A 14,487-nucleotide genomic window follows, 5' to 3' on the forward strand; every position below is an offset into this window, starting at 1 on the left:
GAGTACAGGCCTTCGCTCGAAAGGAATTGAACCCGGTCTGCAATGGATCGCTCTGTGGCCGGCTTGCCAATGCGCGTTTTAGTGATTGAAGACGAGCGGCGAATGGCGGAGTTGCTAAGACAAGGACTTCAGGAGAACGGTTGTGCCGTGATGACCGCTGGCGATGGTGCCACTGGACTGGAAATCGCAACCGCATGTGAATTTGATGTGATCGTGCTGGACATTGGATTGCCTGATTTCGACGGGTACCACGTCTTGCGCACCCTGCAACAGCGCAACTACCGAGCGCGAATCCTGATGTTGACTGCACGCGACTCTGAAGATGACATTATCCGCGGACTCAATCTGGGCGCGGATGATTACCTGACAAAACCCTTCTCGTTCTCTGAACTCGTGGCGCGTCTGCAGGCTGTGAGCCGGGCGCCGCGAAAGGCTGAAAAACACAGAATCGAAGTCGGTGATCTGATTGTAGATCTGGCAAAGCGATCCATTCTGCGCACAGGCAGGAGCATAGATCTTTCTCGATCCGAGTTCACGCTACTGCTTTCCCTGCTACGCCATGCCGGGCAATGTGTTTCCAGGCAGGACTAAACGGAAAGCATCTGGGGAATCGGATCAGACGTCGGTCACGGCACATTGGATGTGCTCGTCAATGCGCTTCGCAGCAAGATCGATATGCCGTTTCCTCACAAGATGATCCGCACTGTCAGGGGAGCAGGCTATCTGCTCGAATATCAATCGTCCAGCCTCCATTCGCAGCCGAGGAGTGCCTGCAAATGAAAGCACTTCCGATTCGCATGCGGCTCGCTCTCTGGTACTTCATCATGTTTGCCACTGCAGCATGCGTGTTGAGTCTATCGAGTTGGTGGATGTTGCGCCGAAGTCTTCATGTCGCGGAATACCACGAACTCCAGGAACGCGCGGAAGATGTGCAGTCGCTCCTCGTCCACGAATCGCCGGGGCTGACCATCGACAGCCTGAGGCGCGAACTCACATCCATCTATTCGCTCAAAGACGACGGCAAATGGTTGCAAGTCCTCGATCAGGATGGGAACTGGATCTACCGCTCCAAACGTCTGGAACAACAACATCTGGAATTGCCTCTTCCTGATAAATTGCCCAAACAAGGTACCCTCGCGGAGTTTGTTCAAGGCACGCGCTACGTTCAGGTATTGGACTACCCGATCAAAGCAGGAGGGAGAGCCTATTCGGTGCAAAGTGGGTTGGCGGTCAATAAGTCTATGGCTGTATTGAATGGCTTCGGTACAGATCTCCTCATGCTGACCCCAGTAGTCCTGATCCTGGCCGCATTCGCCGGTTACTGGATGAGCAGGAAAGCGCTGGATCCGATCGCGCTACTCGCTGCTGAAGCTCGCCGGATCAACGAACGGAATCTCGATACGCGTCTTCCGGTGCCAGCGGCTGAAGATGAGATAGCCGATCTTTCGCGAACGCTGAACCAGATGCTGGAGAGAATCGATAGATCATTCGCCAGCGTGCGTGCGTTCACTGGAAATGCGTCGCATGAACTACGAACTCCGATTTCGCTGCTGCGCGCCGAGATTGAGGTCGCACTCTACCGGCAGCGAGACGGGGCGGAGTATCGCGCCATCCTGGCGAGGCTGCATGAAGAAACGATCCGCATGACCAGCCTGGTCGAAAACCTCCTTTCATTGGCACGCGCCGAGGGCGGAGCGGAGATGCTGACTCTGGAGCCGATTCAGCTCGAGACCTTCTTCGAAGGAATCCGCCAGACCTGGAGAGCCTCGATGCAGGCGGCTCATATCGACTTCCGCATCGAATCAGAAGGCGATCACTTGGTATGCCTCGGCGACTTCACGAGCCTCCTTCGGCTAACGTCTATCCTGCTCGAAAATGCGCTCAAATATACGCCATCCGGCGGCTCTGTAACGCTGCGGGCCATCAGTTCCGGGCAGTCGGTCATCCTGTCTGTAAGCGACACAGGGATAGGGATTGAATCCCACGATTTGCCTAGAATTTTCGACCGCTTGTATCGTGGAGGACAGGTCAATCTACACGGTCCCCGCGGCTCAGGACTTGGTTTAGCCCTTGGCAAATGGATCGCGGAGCGTCATGGCGCGCAACTGTTGGTGCAAAGTTCCCCAGGGAAGGGCAGTTGCTTTTCGTTTGCCCTGACGAAGACCCACTCAAGTCTGTGGGGTGCGCTCATGACGTCCCCCCATCCCCAATACCCCACACCCTCGCCGATTCTGGCTCATCGAGCGCCCCAAGATGACGTTGGAGTGAGAAGTCGTCCTCGCTGATTTTAGGGATTTGAACCTCGGAGCGAGTCGCGGCCTGGCTTCAGCGATGCATGGTAGACGAAGGTATCGTGTCGCAACCCTCCTGCCCCTGGCAGTATCCTTCGATATCTTTCCATCACGCTTAAGCTGCGAACGGCAGGGGAATTGAATGGAAACTACGTAGACTTGACGTCATTTGGTATCGTTCAGTGTTTCTCTATCTGACGCCGCACTCTGAATTTGTAGCAAGGGGGCCAGCGGTTCGATCCCGCGCAATTTCACCAAACAAGTCAATCCATCCGGCTTCGACTGTTCCTCAATTCAGACGTGCCTCCTCGAAGGCTTCAAACTCGATTAGCCGTATCGATGTGCCTTCTGGATTGCCCGGCAGAAGCAGGCGAAACGCATCCGTTGTAATGGCTGGAAACGTGATCGAGTTCCTCCCGGTCGCAATCGTGGTCATAGGAAACCTGATCTGGCTGGGAACGTCCGCCCATGCATCGTTCATTCGATACTGCAGGCGGAAGGATTGTGGAGCAAACCACCGCGCTCCGTCCGCAAAGAAATACAGTTCGACCGAGCGGACCTTTCGACGGCGCGGCAGCTGCACAGCCCACCAGCTTCCGCCTGCAGATTGCGTTGGATCAGGGCTCCATCCATTTGCGTTCTCCGGAAAGAACCAAAGCCGCCCGTCGATCGCCTGCTTCGTAGCCTCAGGACTGATGCTTGAGGATGCCGTCGTCTGCGGTCCATCTGCAAATCCAACGTTGACCGCAATATCTTCCGGCATGCCCATCCCCGAGCCCGGCCGGGAAGCCGCAAGGGCCTTGAGCGGGACCAGTGTGCGTGTGAGTGGACCTGGGCCGCTCGCTTTCTTTCCATCCACATAAATCGACAATCCTTTGCCACGCCGGTAGTGATCGCCTGATTCGTCGTAGATCACCGCAATCTCATGGCCGTGATACAGAAGTCCCTGCACTGCGAAAAAACGAATCGGATGCTCGCCAGCTATCGTATTCGCGGAGACCAACGGAGCCACTTCCAGCGTATTGTCCGAACGCGGCCGGATTCCGATCAGTCCGCTCAGGATCAGGTCCACATACGTCGAGTGCGCGTAATGATGGGAACGCTTCAAGCCGACAATCGGGCCACCTTTGTCAGGGTTGTAATCTTCCTGTAGGTCGAGATGATCCGGAGCAAGAAAGTGCTGTCGGGTGTACTGGCGCAACAGGCGAAGATAGTCCGCGCGGGTAATGATGTCTTGCTGCGGGTAGTCGTCGAGCAGGTTGGCCAGCCCGGTAAGCACCTGCGATGTCTGGAATGGCCAGGATGGCCCGTTCCACTGACACTCCGGCTGCGAACCTTCATAGCGATACTGCGTCATGTAGCGCGCGTATCCAGGCCCGACCGTGCGAAGACCGGCGGCTCCCAGAAACTCCTGTGGCGAGAGAAGGGAACTCCAGGAGGCGTTGTACTTCGGAGCGTTGTCGCCCGTCTCCGGAGGAAGCTCGAAGAACCACGGCACGTACCCGACAAGTTCGCGTCCGCGAATAAACTCGCCTGCTTTCACCGTTGCAGTGGAGCGCTGATAACGGTCGGTAAAGTGTTCGAACTGAGGGTTCCAAAGCTGTGCGAGCGTCGCTTCTTTGATCTGCCCGGCTCGCTCAGCAAAGTCTGCTGCCGTCAGCGGCCGTCCGGCGCGTTTGGCTATATGAGAGATCGCAAGAGCGTTGGCGTACTGGTAGGCGTTGATCGATGGGCGGAAGGCAAATCCCTGCGTAAATCCATTCCTGCCCTGATCGGGATCGGGATGATCGGTAAATCCCGCTCCGGAGGCGTCGATCGAAGAAATCGTGTACTCAGTCGCATCAGCTAAAGGCTCGACCCAGTACAGATTCCTCTTCTTATCCAAATGGTCGTCCCAGGCGTTGAAGACGTACTCCATCGCCGCAAGATTTCGCAGCAGCACAGTCTGATCGCCGGTGACCGACGTTGCCGCTTCAGACGCCGCGGCAATCCATTCGGAAAAATTGCGCGTGTTGCCTCCTCCTGCATACATGTGGTCGATGAGGCTGTTCACATACGCAGGGTTGCGGAGCCATCGCCCCTCCATCAGATGAAACGAGGATGAATCATTGAGATCGGTGTAAGGCTCCTTCGCCCACGGCACATCTTCCAGGAACTCGAGCTCGGTCGTGCCCTGCCGCCCAATCTCGCGTATGTGTGCGCGGTAGAGCTTCCAGCGGTAGTAATAAACCTGCTCAATCTCAGGATCATCGATTTCGAGAAATGGAATATTGCGAACAAACCAAGGTGCATCCGCGCCAAAGTACTTGGTTGCAATTTCCGCAGAGCTTAAGACCGGCACCTGCGCCGTAGCCGAAGGAGTGAGAGCCGACAGCAGCAAGACAGAACAGGAGATCTGCAGCAGCACGTTACGGATACCAGCGGAGACTGCACCGAACTTGGATGACATGGGGCTATTTTCTCTCATCACAAGCGCCACTCAACATCGGACATCACTGTACCTGACAGCCAACGCAAAAAGCCGCAGGCGAACACATACTGCATTCGCCCACGGCTCTTGATCGTGATGTGTCTTATTTCGCAGTACTGAAGAAGTATGCGTCATAGACTTTCTGGAACACCGGCACTGGCAGCTTGAATACGCCGTCGGGATCCGGAGCGTGGCCCCATGGGTTGCGCAGAATCACAGTGTTGTCGCCAGCGTCATAGTCAAGCACGGTGTAGGCGTGCCCCGGCCGGAACCAGTCAGGACGGCTGCCCATCGACAACACGGAAGCAGGCGGAGCGCCTCCATTGTTCGGAGTTCCTGCAACCATTGCGATTTTGCCGGCATGTAGATTCTGTAACTGCTCCATCAGATCACTCTTGCCCATTTCACCGATGTAGGCAGTTCCCTGGAAAGCAGCCAGAACGCGGGCAGGCAATCCTCCCTGGCCAATGGCGCGGTAAGCTCCGAAGACCTCGCCATTTTCGCGCACGACCTTGCCGAGAATCTCGAACAATCCAACCTGATCGAGTACTGCGCTTACCGCCTCTGCCTGCGCTGCGGGCACGCCGAGAGCCGTGAACTGGTGTGCCAGTTGCGTCTTCAGACTTGCGCGATCAAAGCTGCCATTCTGGCTGACCACGAGGCGAATCGCCCGGTCGTAAGCCAGCAGAAGGGGGCCGCTCTGATCAAGAACCGACAGGGCAACCGGCTTGGCCAGAGCCAGGAACACCGGCGCATTGTCCACCGCCTGCACCATGGCCCGGCGTAAGACGCGCTGCGCATAACCGCGCAGCAGTACGGCGACCCAGGGCCCTTCCGAGACGTCGAAGTTACGCTCACGGGCGAACTCCACATCTTCCGGATAGACAATTTCCGCAGGCCCGGTAGCAAATTGCACCAGATAGCCACCCTGCGGACTGGGCGTGATGGCCTTGGTCAGCACGTCGGGGTAAACGTTGGCCAGCGCTGCCACGGAAGAGTGAAAGTAGCAGCTTCCGAGTTCTCCCTGCCGCACAGCGCCGGGTTTGACGCCGCTAGGCCCGTAGAGATGCTCGAAGGTTTGCGCTCCGGCTGACAGGGCCAGCGCGGTTAGCGCGCCCGTAAAAAGCATTGCGATCAGAACACTCCGCAGGCGGAGACGAGTCATCAATTTGGCGATCATTGCAGTTTCCCTTCCTGGTTTCGGAGTGTTGTGCACGTGTTGTTTGTTTGCTGCTTTGTCAGTGCAGAGCGTTGCTAGCTGTTGCCCCCGGTTTGAATCTCGCTCTCAGCCTGGCTCGCGTTGGTCTGTGCCTCACGCGAAGTATCAGCGATTGCCTCCGGGGAATCAGGCGTTGCAATGCCACTCGGATTGGGAACCGGAGTCGCATCCGGGACCGGGGGGAACTTGTCATGCATGTCGCCCTTCACCATCTCTTCGTAGCTCTTCTGCTGGTCTTCTACGAAGCGGTTGAACCACTCCTGCAGGGTGGCCACGGGAACGCGGACCGTAGTGCCCACCGCGCAGTGGCTGGTGGTCGCCTTCGCGACGGAAGCTACGGTCACCGAGACAGTCCCGCTGGCATCCGGAGTGAGATCGGCGCGGCGCACAAAGTCCCCGCCCGTGATCGCGCACTGTTCCCCGCCGTTGTCCGCTTCAACATCGGAGTAGCTCTGAAAGAGTGAGAACTTGGGATTGAGCGCGCCCGGTGTGGTATCAGCCGGCGTTTGTCCGGCTGCAGCTGCTGCGTCCAGTTGCCGCTGCATCGATACCTGCCGTACGTAGTCCTGCCGGATCTGAGGAGTGATCGGAGTGATGTTGCCGGTGGGCGGTTCTGAACCATCCGTGGAAGCGGTCTCCTGCGCATCCTGGTTCGCCCGCAGATTCTCGGCCATGATGTAGTCGGCTGACCATTCGTCTGGCGAGTTATACGTAATGGCCGGCGCGAAGTAAGTGCCGTATGCTCCATAGCCGGCATAAAAACCCCACCCAAAGATCACAGGGTGCACCCAGGGCGATCCGAAGTACACATAAGCCCGCGGGCCGTAGTAGTAGTCATGCACGTAGACCGGGTAGTCATATCGGCCATAGTGCACGCTCCGGTACACGGTCACCCTGGTACGACCGTTAAACTCGGTCGTCCGCTGCGTGAAGCCGCGGCGACCCGGAATGGGGTGCTCCTGAGAGATGCGGTTGCCATGCACCATGACGTGAACGGGTTCGCCGTTCTTGCCCTTGGTCGTGTAGTCGATGGTGCGAACGTTCGTGGGCGAAGTGTGCGTCACCACTCCCGTCCCATCCGGATTGACATGCTTCACGGTGGTGATGCGCCCATGGTTCACAGCGCCCTCGGTTCCGTGAGCAGACTGAATCTTGGTCACGTTCCCTGCGGCGTTCACCTGCACTTTTTGATGGGAGGGCGTCTCGAAGACCTGGCCATTCGGCGTCTTGGCCACGACCTTGGTACCCGTAGGAAGCGCTGCCTTCCCGGTTTGCTGATTGACCACAGCGGGCTTTGGCGGCGGCGGCGTGCGCGGCGGCGCGGGTGTCGCCGGTGTCGCCGGCGCGGTAGCCGGATGCGGCTGCGATGTTGGGACCGGGGTCCGCGTCGGAATCGTTGGCTGAGGCGTCCGAGTTGCCGGCTGCGGTTGCGTCGGCTGAGGTGTGCGGGTCGTCGGCTGCGGCTGTGTCGGAAGAGGTGTACGCTGCTGCGGCTGCGGCGGAGGAACCCGCTGCGGAGGCGGCACCCTTTGCGGTACAGGGACGCGAGGCGGCGGTGGCGGCGGAGTCTTCTTTGTCGTCTGAGCGGCTCCTGCGTTCGATGCCACGGTTGCCAGAATGATTGCGATTGTGATGCCGAGCAGGGCGTTCCGATAGGTGCGCATACATGACTCCTTCTGGGTAAATGCGTTCGGCGACGTGCGGCCGGTGAGCGCAGGTTGCTTGTCCGCAGGATATCCAGCACGGCTGGTGACCTAAGTCCGGCTAGCGAAATTCAAGTCCGGAAAGTGCGGTACTTCCTATCCCTATAAGCGGAAATTTTGTGAAATCGAGTTCACGGTTTGCAAAAAAAAAGCGATGAATACTGAGGATAAAGTTTGGGGGACTTCATCGTAGCATGGCGCAGACCCTGAGTTATAGAAGGAGTTTTTAGAATCGTGGGCAAGTACAGACCGATCAATGTATTGCTCACAACCAGTAAGCATCGATAAGACAAACGGTACGTGAAAGATAAGCCTGAACAAAAGGATAAGCCGGATTCAGGCTGAGTCCGGCTTGATCTCGCGAAAAGTACTGAGAATCTTAGCCTCAGTTTCAAACGTCGCTTGCTGGTGGATCGCTCGCAGTGGGCGGTTGAATGGCGACGAAGGTCCAGTTGGTCGAACCAGTGCGAATCTTGGCATAGTTGCGCAACGGAACGGGCTCAGCCTCGACATAGGCACCGTCGACAAAAGTACCGCTCATGCTGTCTTTATCGCGGATGACAAACTGGCTGCGATAAGCAATCGAGGAATTCACATCGGACAGCGTTGCATCCTGGCGAATGCAGATGTTGCATTGCGCGGGATCCTTGCCGATCAGGTTGCGCCCCTCGAGCACTGGAAACATCTGCCCCTGTGGATCCCAGCTGTAGGTGATCAGCACGCCGACAATCCTGCGGATCCCCGGCGTAGCCTGTGCTGCGGCGGTACCGCCGGTGTCGGCAGCCGCGTCAGCCCCGGCGAAGCCGCCGTAGAGAGTTGCTTTGCGCTGGCCCGGTTGCGATGAACTCCCCAACACGCCCGGCGATTCAAAGTCAGCGGAATTCCGCCAGCGGCCCACGGGTGGATCGTTCTCCAGTGTCGGCGGAGGAAAGCTTGGGGAAGGCGCAACGCCATCGGCCATGGTGCGCCTGCGCCCGTCTCCTTCACTTGGGATCACGCCCGGATAGCTATCGTCTTCAGCGAGAGTGGAACCGCGCGTTGAAAGCACCGCCCGGCATTTCACGCAGTTCGTCGCGGTCTCTGGATTCCTTGGGTACTGGCAGTAGATACAAACAATCATCGGAATTTCCCTCCGTGTTACGGCGTCTTGGTACAGCGTCCGGCTTAAGCGTGATGATCCTGAGCCTAGGCGACGCTCCAACGCATCGCCTCATACTAACCCTTGATGACGACAGCGCAAGCTGACTTATTGGCAAATATGCATCTTAAGCCCGAGTAAGGAGAAGAACTACCTTGCCGACGCGAATCTCATCGCCGGGTCTGACCAGATGGCGCCCTGGTTCCAGACGTTGCGAATTCAGGTAAGTGCCGTTTGTCGAATTCGTGTCCTCCACTTTCAAAATTCCTTCTTCCCACAGCAAGCGCGCATGTCTGCCGGAGATCGTGGGATCGCCTTTGAGAACGAGGCTGTTGCCGTCAACCGCGCCAAGCGTGAAGGACGGGCTGGTAACAAAGAAGTGATCCCCGGCCAACTCGCCGGTCTTCACCGCAATGCGGGCAAAAGGGCCCTCAGCCGGTGCATCGAAAACGCTGACCAATTGAGTCATTGCCCGGCCTCGATTGCGAGGCGGCAGGTGCTCCTCCAGCGTCTCCTTGCGCGGATTCAACGGGACAAGAGGATCAGGCGCAGGCGGAGCCGGTATCTCTGGGACATTTTCGTCGATCGTCTGTTTCCGGAAGGCATCCAGCTTGCCGGGACTCGACAGAGCGCCATCATCGTGATGGGTTGGGACATAGACGGGACCGGGTGGCGGAGGCGGTGGTTGTAGAGTCTGCGACACCGCAGGCTGGGGCTTCTGCCGCGCGCTCCGCCAGGAGATGAACAGAAGAATGATCCCGGCAACAAAACAAGCTGCAAGCCCATAAATCCAGTAGCTTTCCACGCGGCTGACCGGCTTGTCCGATTTGCGTGCAATCTTCGCCCCAGCCGCTGTCCGGGGAGGAGTGACGAACGCCGCTGCTGACAGGTGTCCCGGCTGCCATTGCAGTGAGACTATCTGTGCTGTGCCGTCGGGCGTAAGCTTCGACGCATCGAACACCGCTACCGGGGTAGTCTGCATCGCGTTGATGCCACCGTCCATGAGCTGATCCAGTTGCGGAGCAGACAAAGCACGGGCGTAATTCCCTCCAGTGGCGCCGGCAAGTTCCTGCAGGAAATGGAGATACTTGCCAGGGTCACGCGTTAGGCCGATCGCGTCCACGACAACCCCGGAAGCTTTGGCTTTGCGGATAACATCCTCGAGATGGTGTGTCGAGCCCTCGTCATGGCCGTCGGAGATGACGGTCAACTGGCGGCGCTTGGGGCTGACCGTAGCGAATTGATCCAGGGCGAAGAGCAGACCGTCCCAGAGCCGGGTCGTTGTGCCGCGAGCATTGACTGTCTCCAATTCACGTGCCAACTCCGCATTCGTGTGGTCGAACGGGACATCCGTACGTGTATCGTCGGCGAAGGTGATCACCGCAATTTTGTCCACGGGGCGGGCCCTGCCCACAAATTTGGCAATCGACGCATGAATCGCCTTGAGCGGAGCGCCGCGCATGGATCCGCTTGCGTCGATCGCCAGGAGTGCGGTGATGCCATAGCCCGTTTCGCTGAACGGACGAATAGAGCTTGCCGCGCTCAACTCTTTGCCTTGCGAAAGCAGCCTCAGGTCGGCAGGGTTTGGCCGGATCGGCAGTCCATCAGCCCCGGTCAGCGAAAACACCATCTCCACGCGAGGAAATTTCGGCCCACCGTTGCCGTCGTTGCTCGTATAGCTCGGGCCCGCTGTGAGGCGCTTCGGCTGTTGAGCATAGAAGGGCGCGGAACAAAGGCATGCGAACCCCAGCAGGTAGCTGGCAACGGTGCCAACCATGGAGAGTTTGTTTCGGAACGGTTTGATTTGCGAGTCCATAGCGGATGTGTCTCTTCTATTGGTTGGCAATCTCATTGCGGCTTGCGTGGTTTCGGCGGCTCGGCAAACGGGCACAAAGCCGAAGAATTAGAAATGCAGAAGAGTCGTGCCGTCGGGGAACACGATTCTAGCCGATACCACTGACCCCCGGCGATCCTTCGGTCCGGAAGCGTTTCACAAACTGCGGGTCCCGGCTTAGTTCCGTGGCAAGAAATTTCAACGCCACCTGAACACCCATCAAGCTATCTTCGGCCAGATAGACGACTCCCATGCCACCCTGCCCCAGCTTGCGAAGGATGCGGTACTTGCCGCGCACCAGAGTTCCCGGGGCCAACTCCTGCGAAGCCAGCAAGACGGCTCCATCCTCGGGGCAAGTATTCTGCTCGTCAGCATATTCCTTGTCGCAGATAGTGCAGGTCTTCATGACTACTTCATGGCTCCTTGATGTTTGTAACGCCCAGCCTGAATTCTTACGGGTGGACAATTTCGCTGCGAGCGGCTCTAAGGAAGAAAGCGTAAATCGGCGACTTGAGTGCTCAACTCTTACTGTTGAATCTCACCAAGAAGCAGTCCAAGAATGAGTCTTGAACGTTGGGAAGCGCTCCGATTATCGTGCATTGAGAAGGCTCAGGAGTTGTCGATCAATTACGTTGCCCGAAGCATACCATGCCCATCGATGCATGAAAATCGGGCCACCGATTGAAAGTTCCCACGTGGCAGCTTTTGTTCTTGCCGCCCGCTAAGCTGCTCATGCTAGAGTTCCTGCATACGACCTATGTCTTCCTATTCGCACCAACCGACTCAAGTTGTGCCTGCGCAGTCGTGGATCATCGGAAGCGCGCCCGACTGCGATGAAGTCGTGGCTCAGCCCACGGTGTCCGGATACCATTGCCGCCTCACCCGCCAGGGAAATCAGCACTGGATTGAGGATCTGAAATCGCGCAACGGCACCTGGGTGAATGGTGTACCGATCCCTGTAGGTCAGATCGTACCCATCCAGCCGAACACCAGGGTAACTCTCGGTCAGCAGGTGCCAATGCCATGGCCGGCTGACTCTCTCAAGTCCCCAAGTAATCCGGTATACGCCCCGCCAGTCAGTGGTGGTGGCCAACCGAGCGGAAGAGTCATCACTATCGGGCGCTCACCGGATTCAGTCAAACAGATCGATCTGCCCATCATCGGCTGGAACCACGCCCGTATCGTCTTCGAAAACGGAGTACCGATTCTCGAAGACCTGAACTCGCGCAACGGTACGTCGATCGACCGCGTGGACAACCGCATCCAGCGTGCGCGGCTCGATCCAGGTAGTGACGTTTATCTTGGTTCCTACAAAATTGCCGCAAGCGAGTTACTGGGCAAGCAGAAGGTTGAGATCGGCGAGGCCGCATTCCATAAAGTTGCCTTCAAAGACCGCAACACCATGATCATCGGCCGCGATCCGCAAAGCGACCTGCCGCTTGAATACCCGATGATCTCCTGGAAGCATGCGCGACTGACCAAGGAAGGCAATGTAATTCACGTCGAGGACCTGGGCTCGCGCAACGGCACCTTCGTCGGCGGCATTCGTATTTCGGGCAAGGTGCTGGTTCAGCCAGGGCAGGAGATTGGCCTGGGCAGTTACCGCTTCCAGCTACTGGAGAGCGGTGAACTCGCGCAGCGCGAGTATCACGGCAACGTCACCATTGAAGCAGTCGATGTCATTGTGAATTCGCGTGAAGGCAAGCGCCTCATTGAACCGGTGTCCATGACCATTTATCCCTCGGAACTGGTAGCGGTCATGGGACCGGCCGGAGCAGGGAAGACCACATTGCTGAAGGCTCTCAACGGATACACCAAGCCGGCGGCGGGCAGGGTTCTCTTCAACGGCGACAGCCTTTATGACTACTACGACCGCTTCCGCCAGCAGTTAGGGTATGTTCCGCAGGATGATATCGTTCACCCGCAATTACGCGTAAGAGAAGCACTCTATTTCTCCGCGCGGCTTCGCACAGACCTCAGTGATCAGGAAATCGAAGCACGCACCGAGAAGGTGCTACGCCAGTTGAAAATGTGGGATAAAAGAGATGAAATTATCGGCTCGCCGGAACGTAAAGTCCTGTCGGGCGGACAGCGCAAGCGAGTCAACATAGCTCTCGAGCTGATCAACGATACCCCAGTTCTATTTCTCGATGAGCCAACCTCGGGGCTGTCCTCCTACGACGCAGAGTCAGTCATCGAACTCCTCAAGGAGCTATCGACGCAGGGCAAGACCGTCATCACGACGATTCATCAGCCCAGCATGAAGATCTACAAGATGTTCGACGACTTGATCCTCGTCAACCGTAACAGCGAAAAGGAAAGCCACGGCACCATGGTGTACTTTGGTCCCGCCTTTCCAGATTCGATTCAGTTCCTCAATGATCTTCCACTCGGCGCTGAGCCGACTCCGGACCTGTCGCCGGAGATGGTCCTCGCCGGCGTGGAAAACAGGCTATCTCCCGATTGGCTCGCCCTCTACCAGAGATCGCGCTATCACAAGGATTTCGTTCAAGAGCGCTCCGGCAAGCAGCCGCAGCCGGACCCAAGCATCAATACCCCGGGATCCAAACCCAAGCGCCACTTCGACATTACCCAGTGGCTGGCGCTCGTCAAACGCAACTATCTCGTGAAGTCACGCGATGTCACGCAGACCATTATTCTGCTTTGCCAGGCTCCGCTCTTTGCCGCTTTGATCGCTCTGGTGTATCACCCGCTCAACGCGAGCAACTATGCCGAACTCACGCCCAAGCTGATTGGATCGCACTTCCTCATGGTGGTAGCGGCATTATGGTTCGGTTGCAACAACGCCGCTCGGGATATCGTCGGCGAATGGACCGTCTACCGGCGCGAGCGCATGGTCACGCTCAAGCTTGGTTCCTATGTCTTCTCGAAGCTGGCACTGCTGTTTGTCCTGGGTGTCTTCCAGTGCCTCTGCCTGCTGAGCATTGTCTATTTCACATTGCAGTTGAAGAGTAACTTCGGGCTGGACTTGCTGGTGCTGATCACTGCGACCATGGTTGGCACCGGGCTGGGGCTGTGCATCTCCGCTTTCTCAAAGACCACCGAAAGCGCCATTGCTCTCTTGCCTATCGTACTGCTGCCGATCATCGCGCTTGGTGGCGGGATGCGGCCGATTTATCAGATTGGCGGAGGCCAGCATCGCCTCTTTACAACGATCATCACCGACTTGATTCCCTCGCGCTGGGCTTTTGAAGCCAACATGCTCAACGAGACGGTGGAGCATGGGTGGAAAAAAGACAAAGGAACAGAAGCTGTCGAGCCGGCAGCGGAAGATAAGGACAATGATCAGGTCGCGGCGTTGCACGCTCTGGGAGACCCCGCTTCGAAGGAGCGCATGCAGCAGAAATGCGAAAACGCAGCTGCGCAGGCCAAGGACAAGGAGGAAGGCGTAGTCGCTGTTCTCGACGATCATCAGACACACGTTCTATGCGGCGATGCTGCGGAAGGATCGATTCCACATTACCTCATTACCTGGACCGACAAGGACAAGGACGGAAAGGATCACGAAAACATTGCACGGGCCTACCGCGGCGAAGCGAAGGGAGAAGCCGGCAGAGCTTTATCTGACGATGAGGTGAAGAACAACAAAGCTGCTGTGGTCTACAAGGCCGTCAACTTCCGCCACAGCTTTCGCACGTCGATGCTCGTCTTGGTGGGCATGCTGGGAGCGCTTATCCTGGGTGTGCTCGGCATTCTGTCCTGGCGGGACAAGGAACAGCAGTAAAGTACACTGGTTTTCGATCAGCGTCATCGTGCGGAACAGGAGGCTGACAGATTCCGTATGTTGGCGTATTTAGTGTTTGGGTCGGGA

Annotated in this window: 10 protein-coding genes; 4 read left to right on the forward strand and 6 right to left on the reverse strand. The window is 57.5% G+C overall.

The features are described 5' to 3' along the window. Positions 1 to 42: 42 nt before the first annotated feature. The 3 genes from AC5S27_RS07635 to AC5S27_RS07645 are packed head-to-tail and all read left to right on the forward strand — an operon-like array spanning position 43 to position 2,285. The gene (locus tag AC5S27_RS07635) at positions 43 to 591 is read left to right on the forward strand and encodes a response regulator transcription factor (protein ID WP_493933963.1); all 549 of its coding nucleotides are present in this window, start codon (positions 43 to 45) and stop codon (positions 589 to 591) included. Between the two features lie 9 nt (positions 592 to 600). Further along, positions 601 to 780, forward strand: a complete 180-nt coding sequence (locus tag AC5S27_RS07640; protein WP_493937286.1) for a helix-turn-helix domain-containing protein — start codon at positions 601 to 603, stop codon at positions 778 to 780. Continuing rightward, a complete protein-coding gene (locus AC5S27_RS07645) occupies positions 777 to 2,285 on the forward strand; it encodes a sensor histidine kinase (protein WP_493933964.1) in 1,509 nt (502 codons plus the stop codon). The genes AC5S27_RS07640 and AC5S27_RS07645 overlap by 4 nt, the downstream gene beginning before the upstream one ends. Positions 2,286 to 2,580: 295 nt before the next feature. Here the strand turns inward: AC5S27_RS07645 and AC5S27_RS07650 are convergent, their stop codons facing one another. The 6 genes from AC5S27_RS07650 to AC5S27_RS07675 form a co-directional block, all read right to left on the reverse strand. After that, positions 2,581 to 4,740 (reverse strand): MGH1-like glycoside hydrolase domain-containing protein, encoded by a 2,160-nt coding sequence (locus AC5S27_RS07650; protein ID WP_493933965.1) that lies wholly within the window; start codon positions 4,738 to 4,740, stop codon positions 2,581 to 2,583. Between the two features lie 124 nt (positions 4,741 to 4,864). Further along, on the reverse strand, positions 4,865 to 5,941 hold the full coding sequence (locus tag AC5S27_RS07655) for a calpain family cysteine peptidase (RefSeq protein ID WP_493933966.1): 1,077 nt from the start codon (positions 5,939 to 5,941) through the stop codon (positions 4,865 to 4,867). A 74-nt stretch (positions 5,942 to 6,015) separates the two neighbouring features. Beyond that, positions 6,016 to 7,644 (reverse strand): hypothetical protein, encoded by a 1,629-nt coding sequence (locus AC5S27_RS07660; RefSeq protein ID WP_493933967.1) that lies wholly within the window; start codon positions 7,642 to 7,644, stop codon positions 6,016 to 6,018. 430 nt (positions 7,645 to 8,074) lie between these two features. Continuing rightward, positions 8,075 to 8,803, reverse strand: a complete 729-nt coding sequence (locus tag AC5S27_RS07665; RefSeq protein ID WP_493933968.1) for an FHA domain-containing protein — start codon at positions 8,801 to 8,803, stop codon at positions 8,075 to 8,077. Between the two features lie 145 nt (positions 8,804 to 8,948). After that, complete coding sequence (locus AC5S27_RS07670; RefSeq protein ID WP_493933969.1) at positions 8,949 to 10,637, reverse strand: VWA domain-containing protein; 1,689 nt, start codon at positions 10,635 to 10,637, stop codon at positions 8,949 to 8,951. 127 nt (positions 10,638 to 10,764) lie between these two features. Further along, positions 10,765 to 11,061, reverse strand: coding sequence for a hypothetical protein (locus tag AC5S27_RS07675; RefSeq protein WP_493933970.1), 297 nt, complete (start codon positions 11,059 to 11,061; stop codon positions 10,765 to 10,767). A 351-nt stretch (positions 11,062 to 11,412) separates the two neighbouring features. Here AC5S27_RS07675 and AC5S27_RS07680 point away from each other — a divergent pair, with 351 nt between their 5' ends. Further along, positions 11,413 to 14,400, forward strand: a complete 2,988-nt coding sequence (locus tag AC5S27_RS07680; protein WP_493933971.1) for an FHA domain-containing protein — start codon at positions 11,413 to 11,415, stop codon at positions 14,398 to 14,400. The last annotated feature ends 87 nt before the right edge of the window (positions 14,401 to 14,487 follow it).

It is taken from the genome of Acidicapsa borealis (assembly GCF_059115245.1).

Bases quoted from the DNA above. Each gene is read 5' to 3' on its own strand.
- AC5S27_RS07635 (WP_493933963.1), top strand. From the start codon at position 43: ATGGATCGCTCTGTGGCCGGCTTGCCAATGCGCGTTTTAGTGATTGAA.
- AC5S27_RS07645 (WP_493933964.1), top strand. From the start codon at position 777: ATGAAAGCACTTCCGATTCGCATGCGGCTCGCTCTCTGGTACTTCATC.
- AC5S27_RS07650 (WP_493933965.1), bottom strand. From the start codon at position 4,740: ATGTCATCCAAGTTCGGTGCAGTCTCCGCTGGTATCCGTAACGTGCTG.
- AC5S27_RS07655 (WP_493933966.1), bottom strand. From the start codon at position 5,941: ATGATCGCCAAATTGATGACTCGTCTCCGCCTGCGGAGTGTTCTGATC.
- AC5S27_RS07660 (WP_493933967.1), bottom strand. From the start codon at position 7,644: ATGCGCACCTATCGGAACGCCCTGCTCGGCATCACAATCGCAATCATT.
- AC5S27_RS07665 (WP_493933968.1), bottom strand. From the start codon at position 8,803: ATGATTGTTTGTATCTACTGCCAGTACCCAAGGAATCCAGAGACCGCG.
- AC5S27_RS07670 (WP_493933969.1), bottom strand. From the start codon at position 10,637: ATGGACTCGCAAATCAAACCGTTCCGAAACAAACTCTCCATGGTTGGC.
- AC5S27_RS07675 (WP_493933970.1), bottom strand. From the start codon at position 11,061: ATGAAGACCTGCACTATCTGCGACAAGGAATATGCTGACGAGCAGAAT.
- AC5S27_RS07680 (WP_493933971.1), top strand. From the start codon at position 11,413: ATGTCTTCCTATTCGCACCAACCGACTCAAGTTGTGCCTGCGCAGTCG.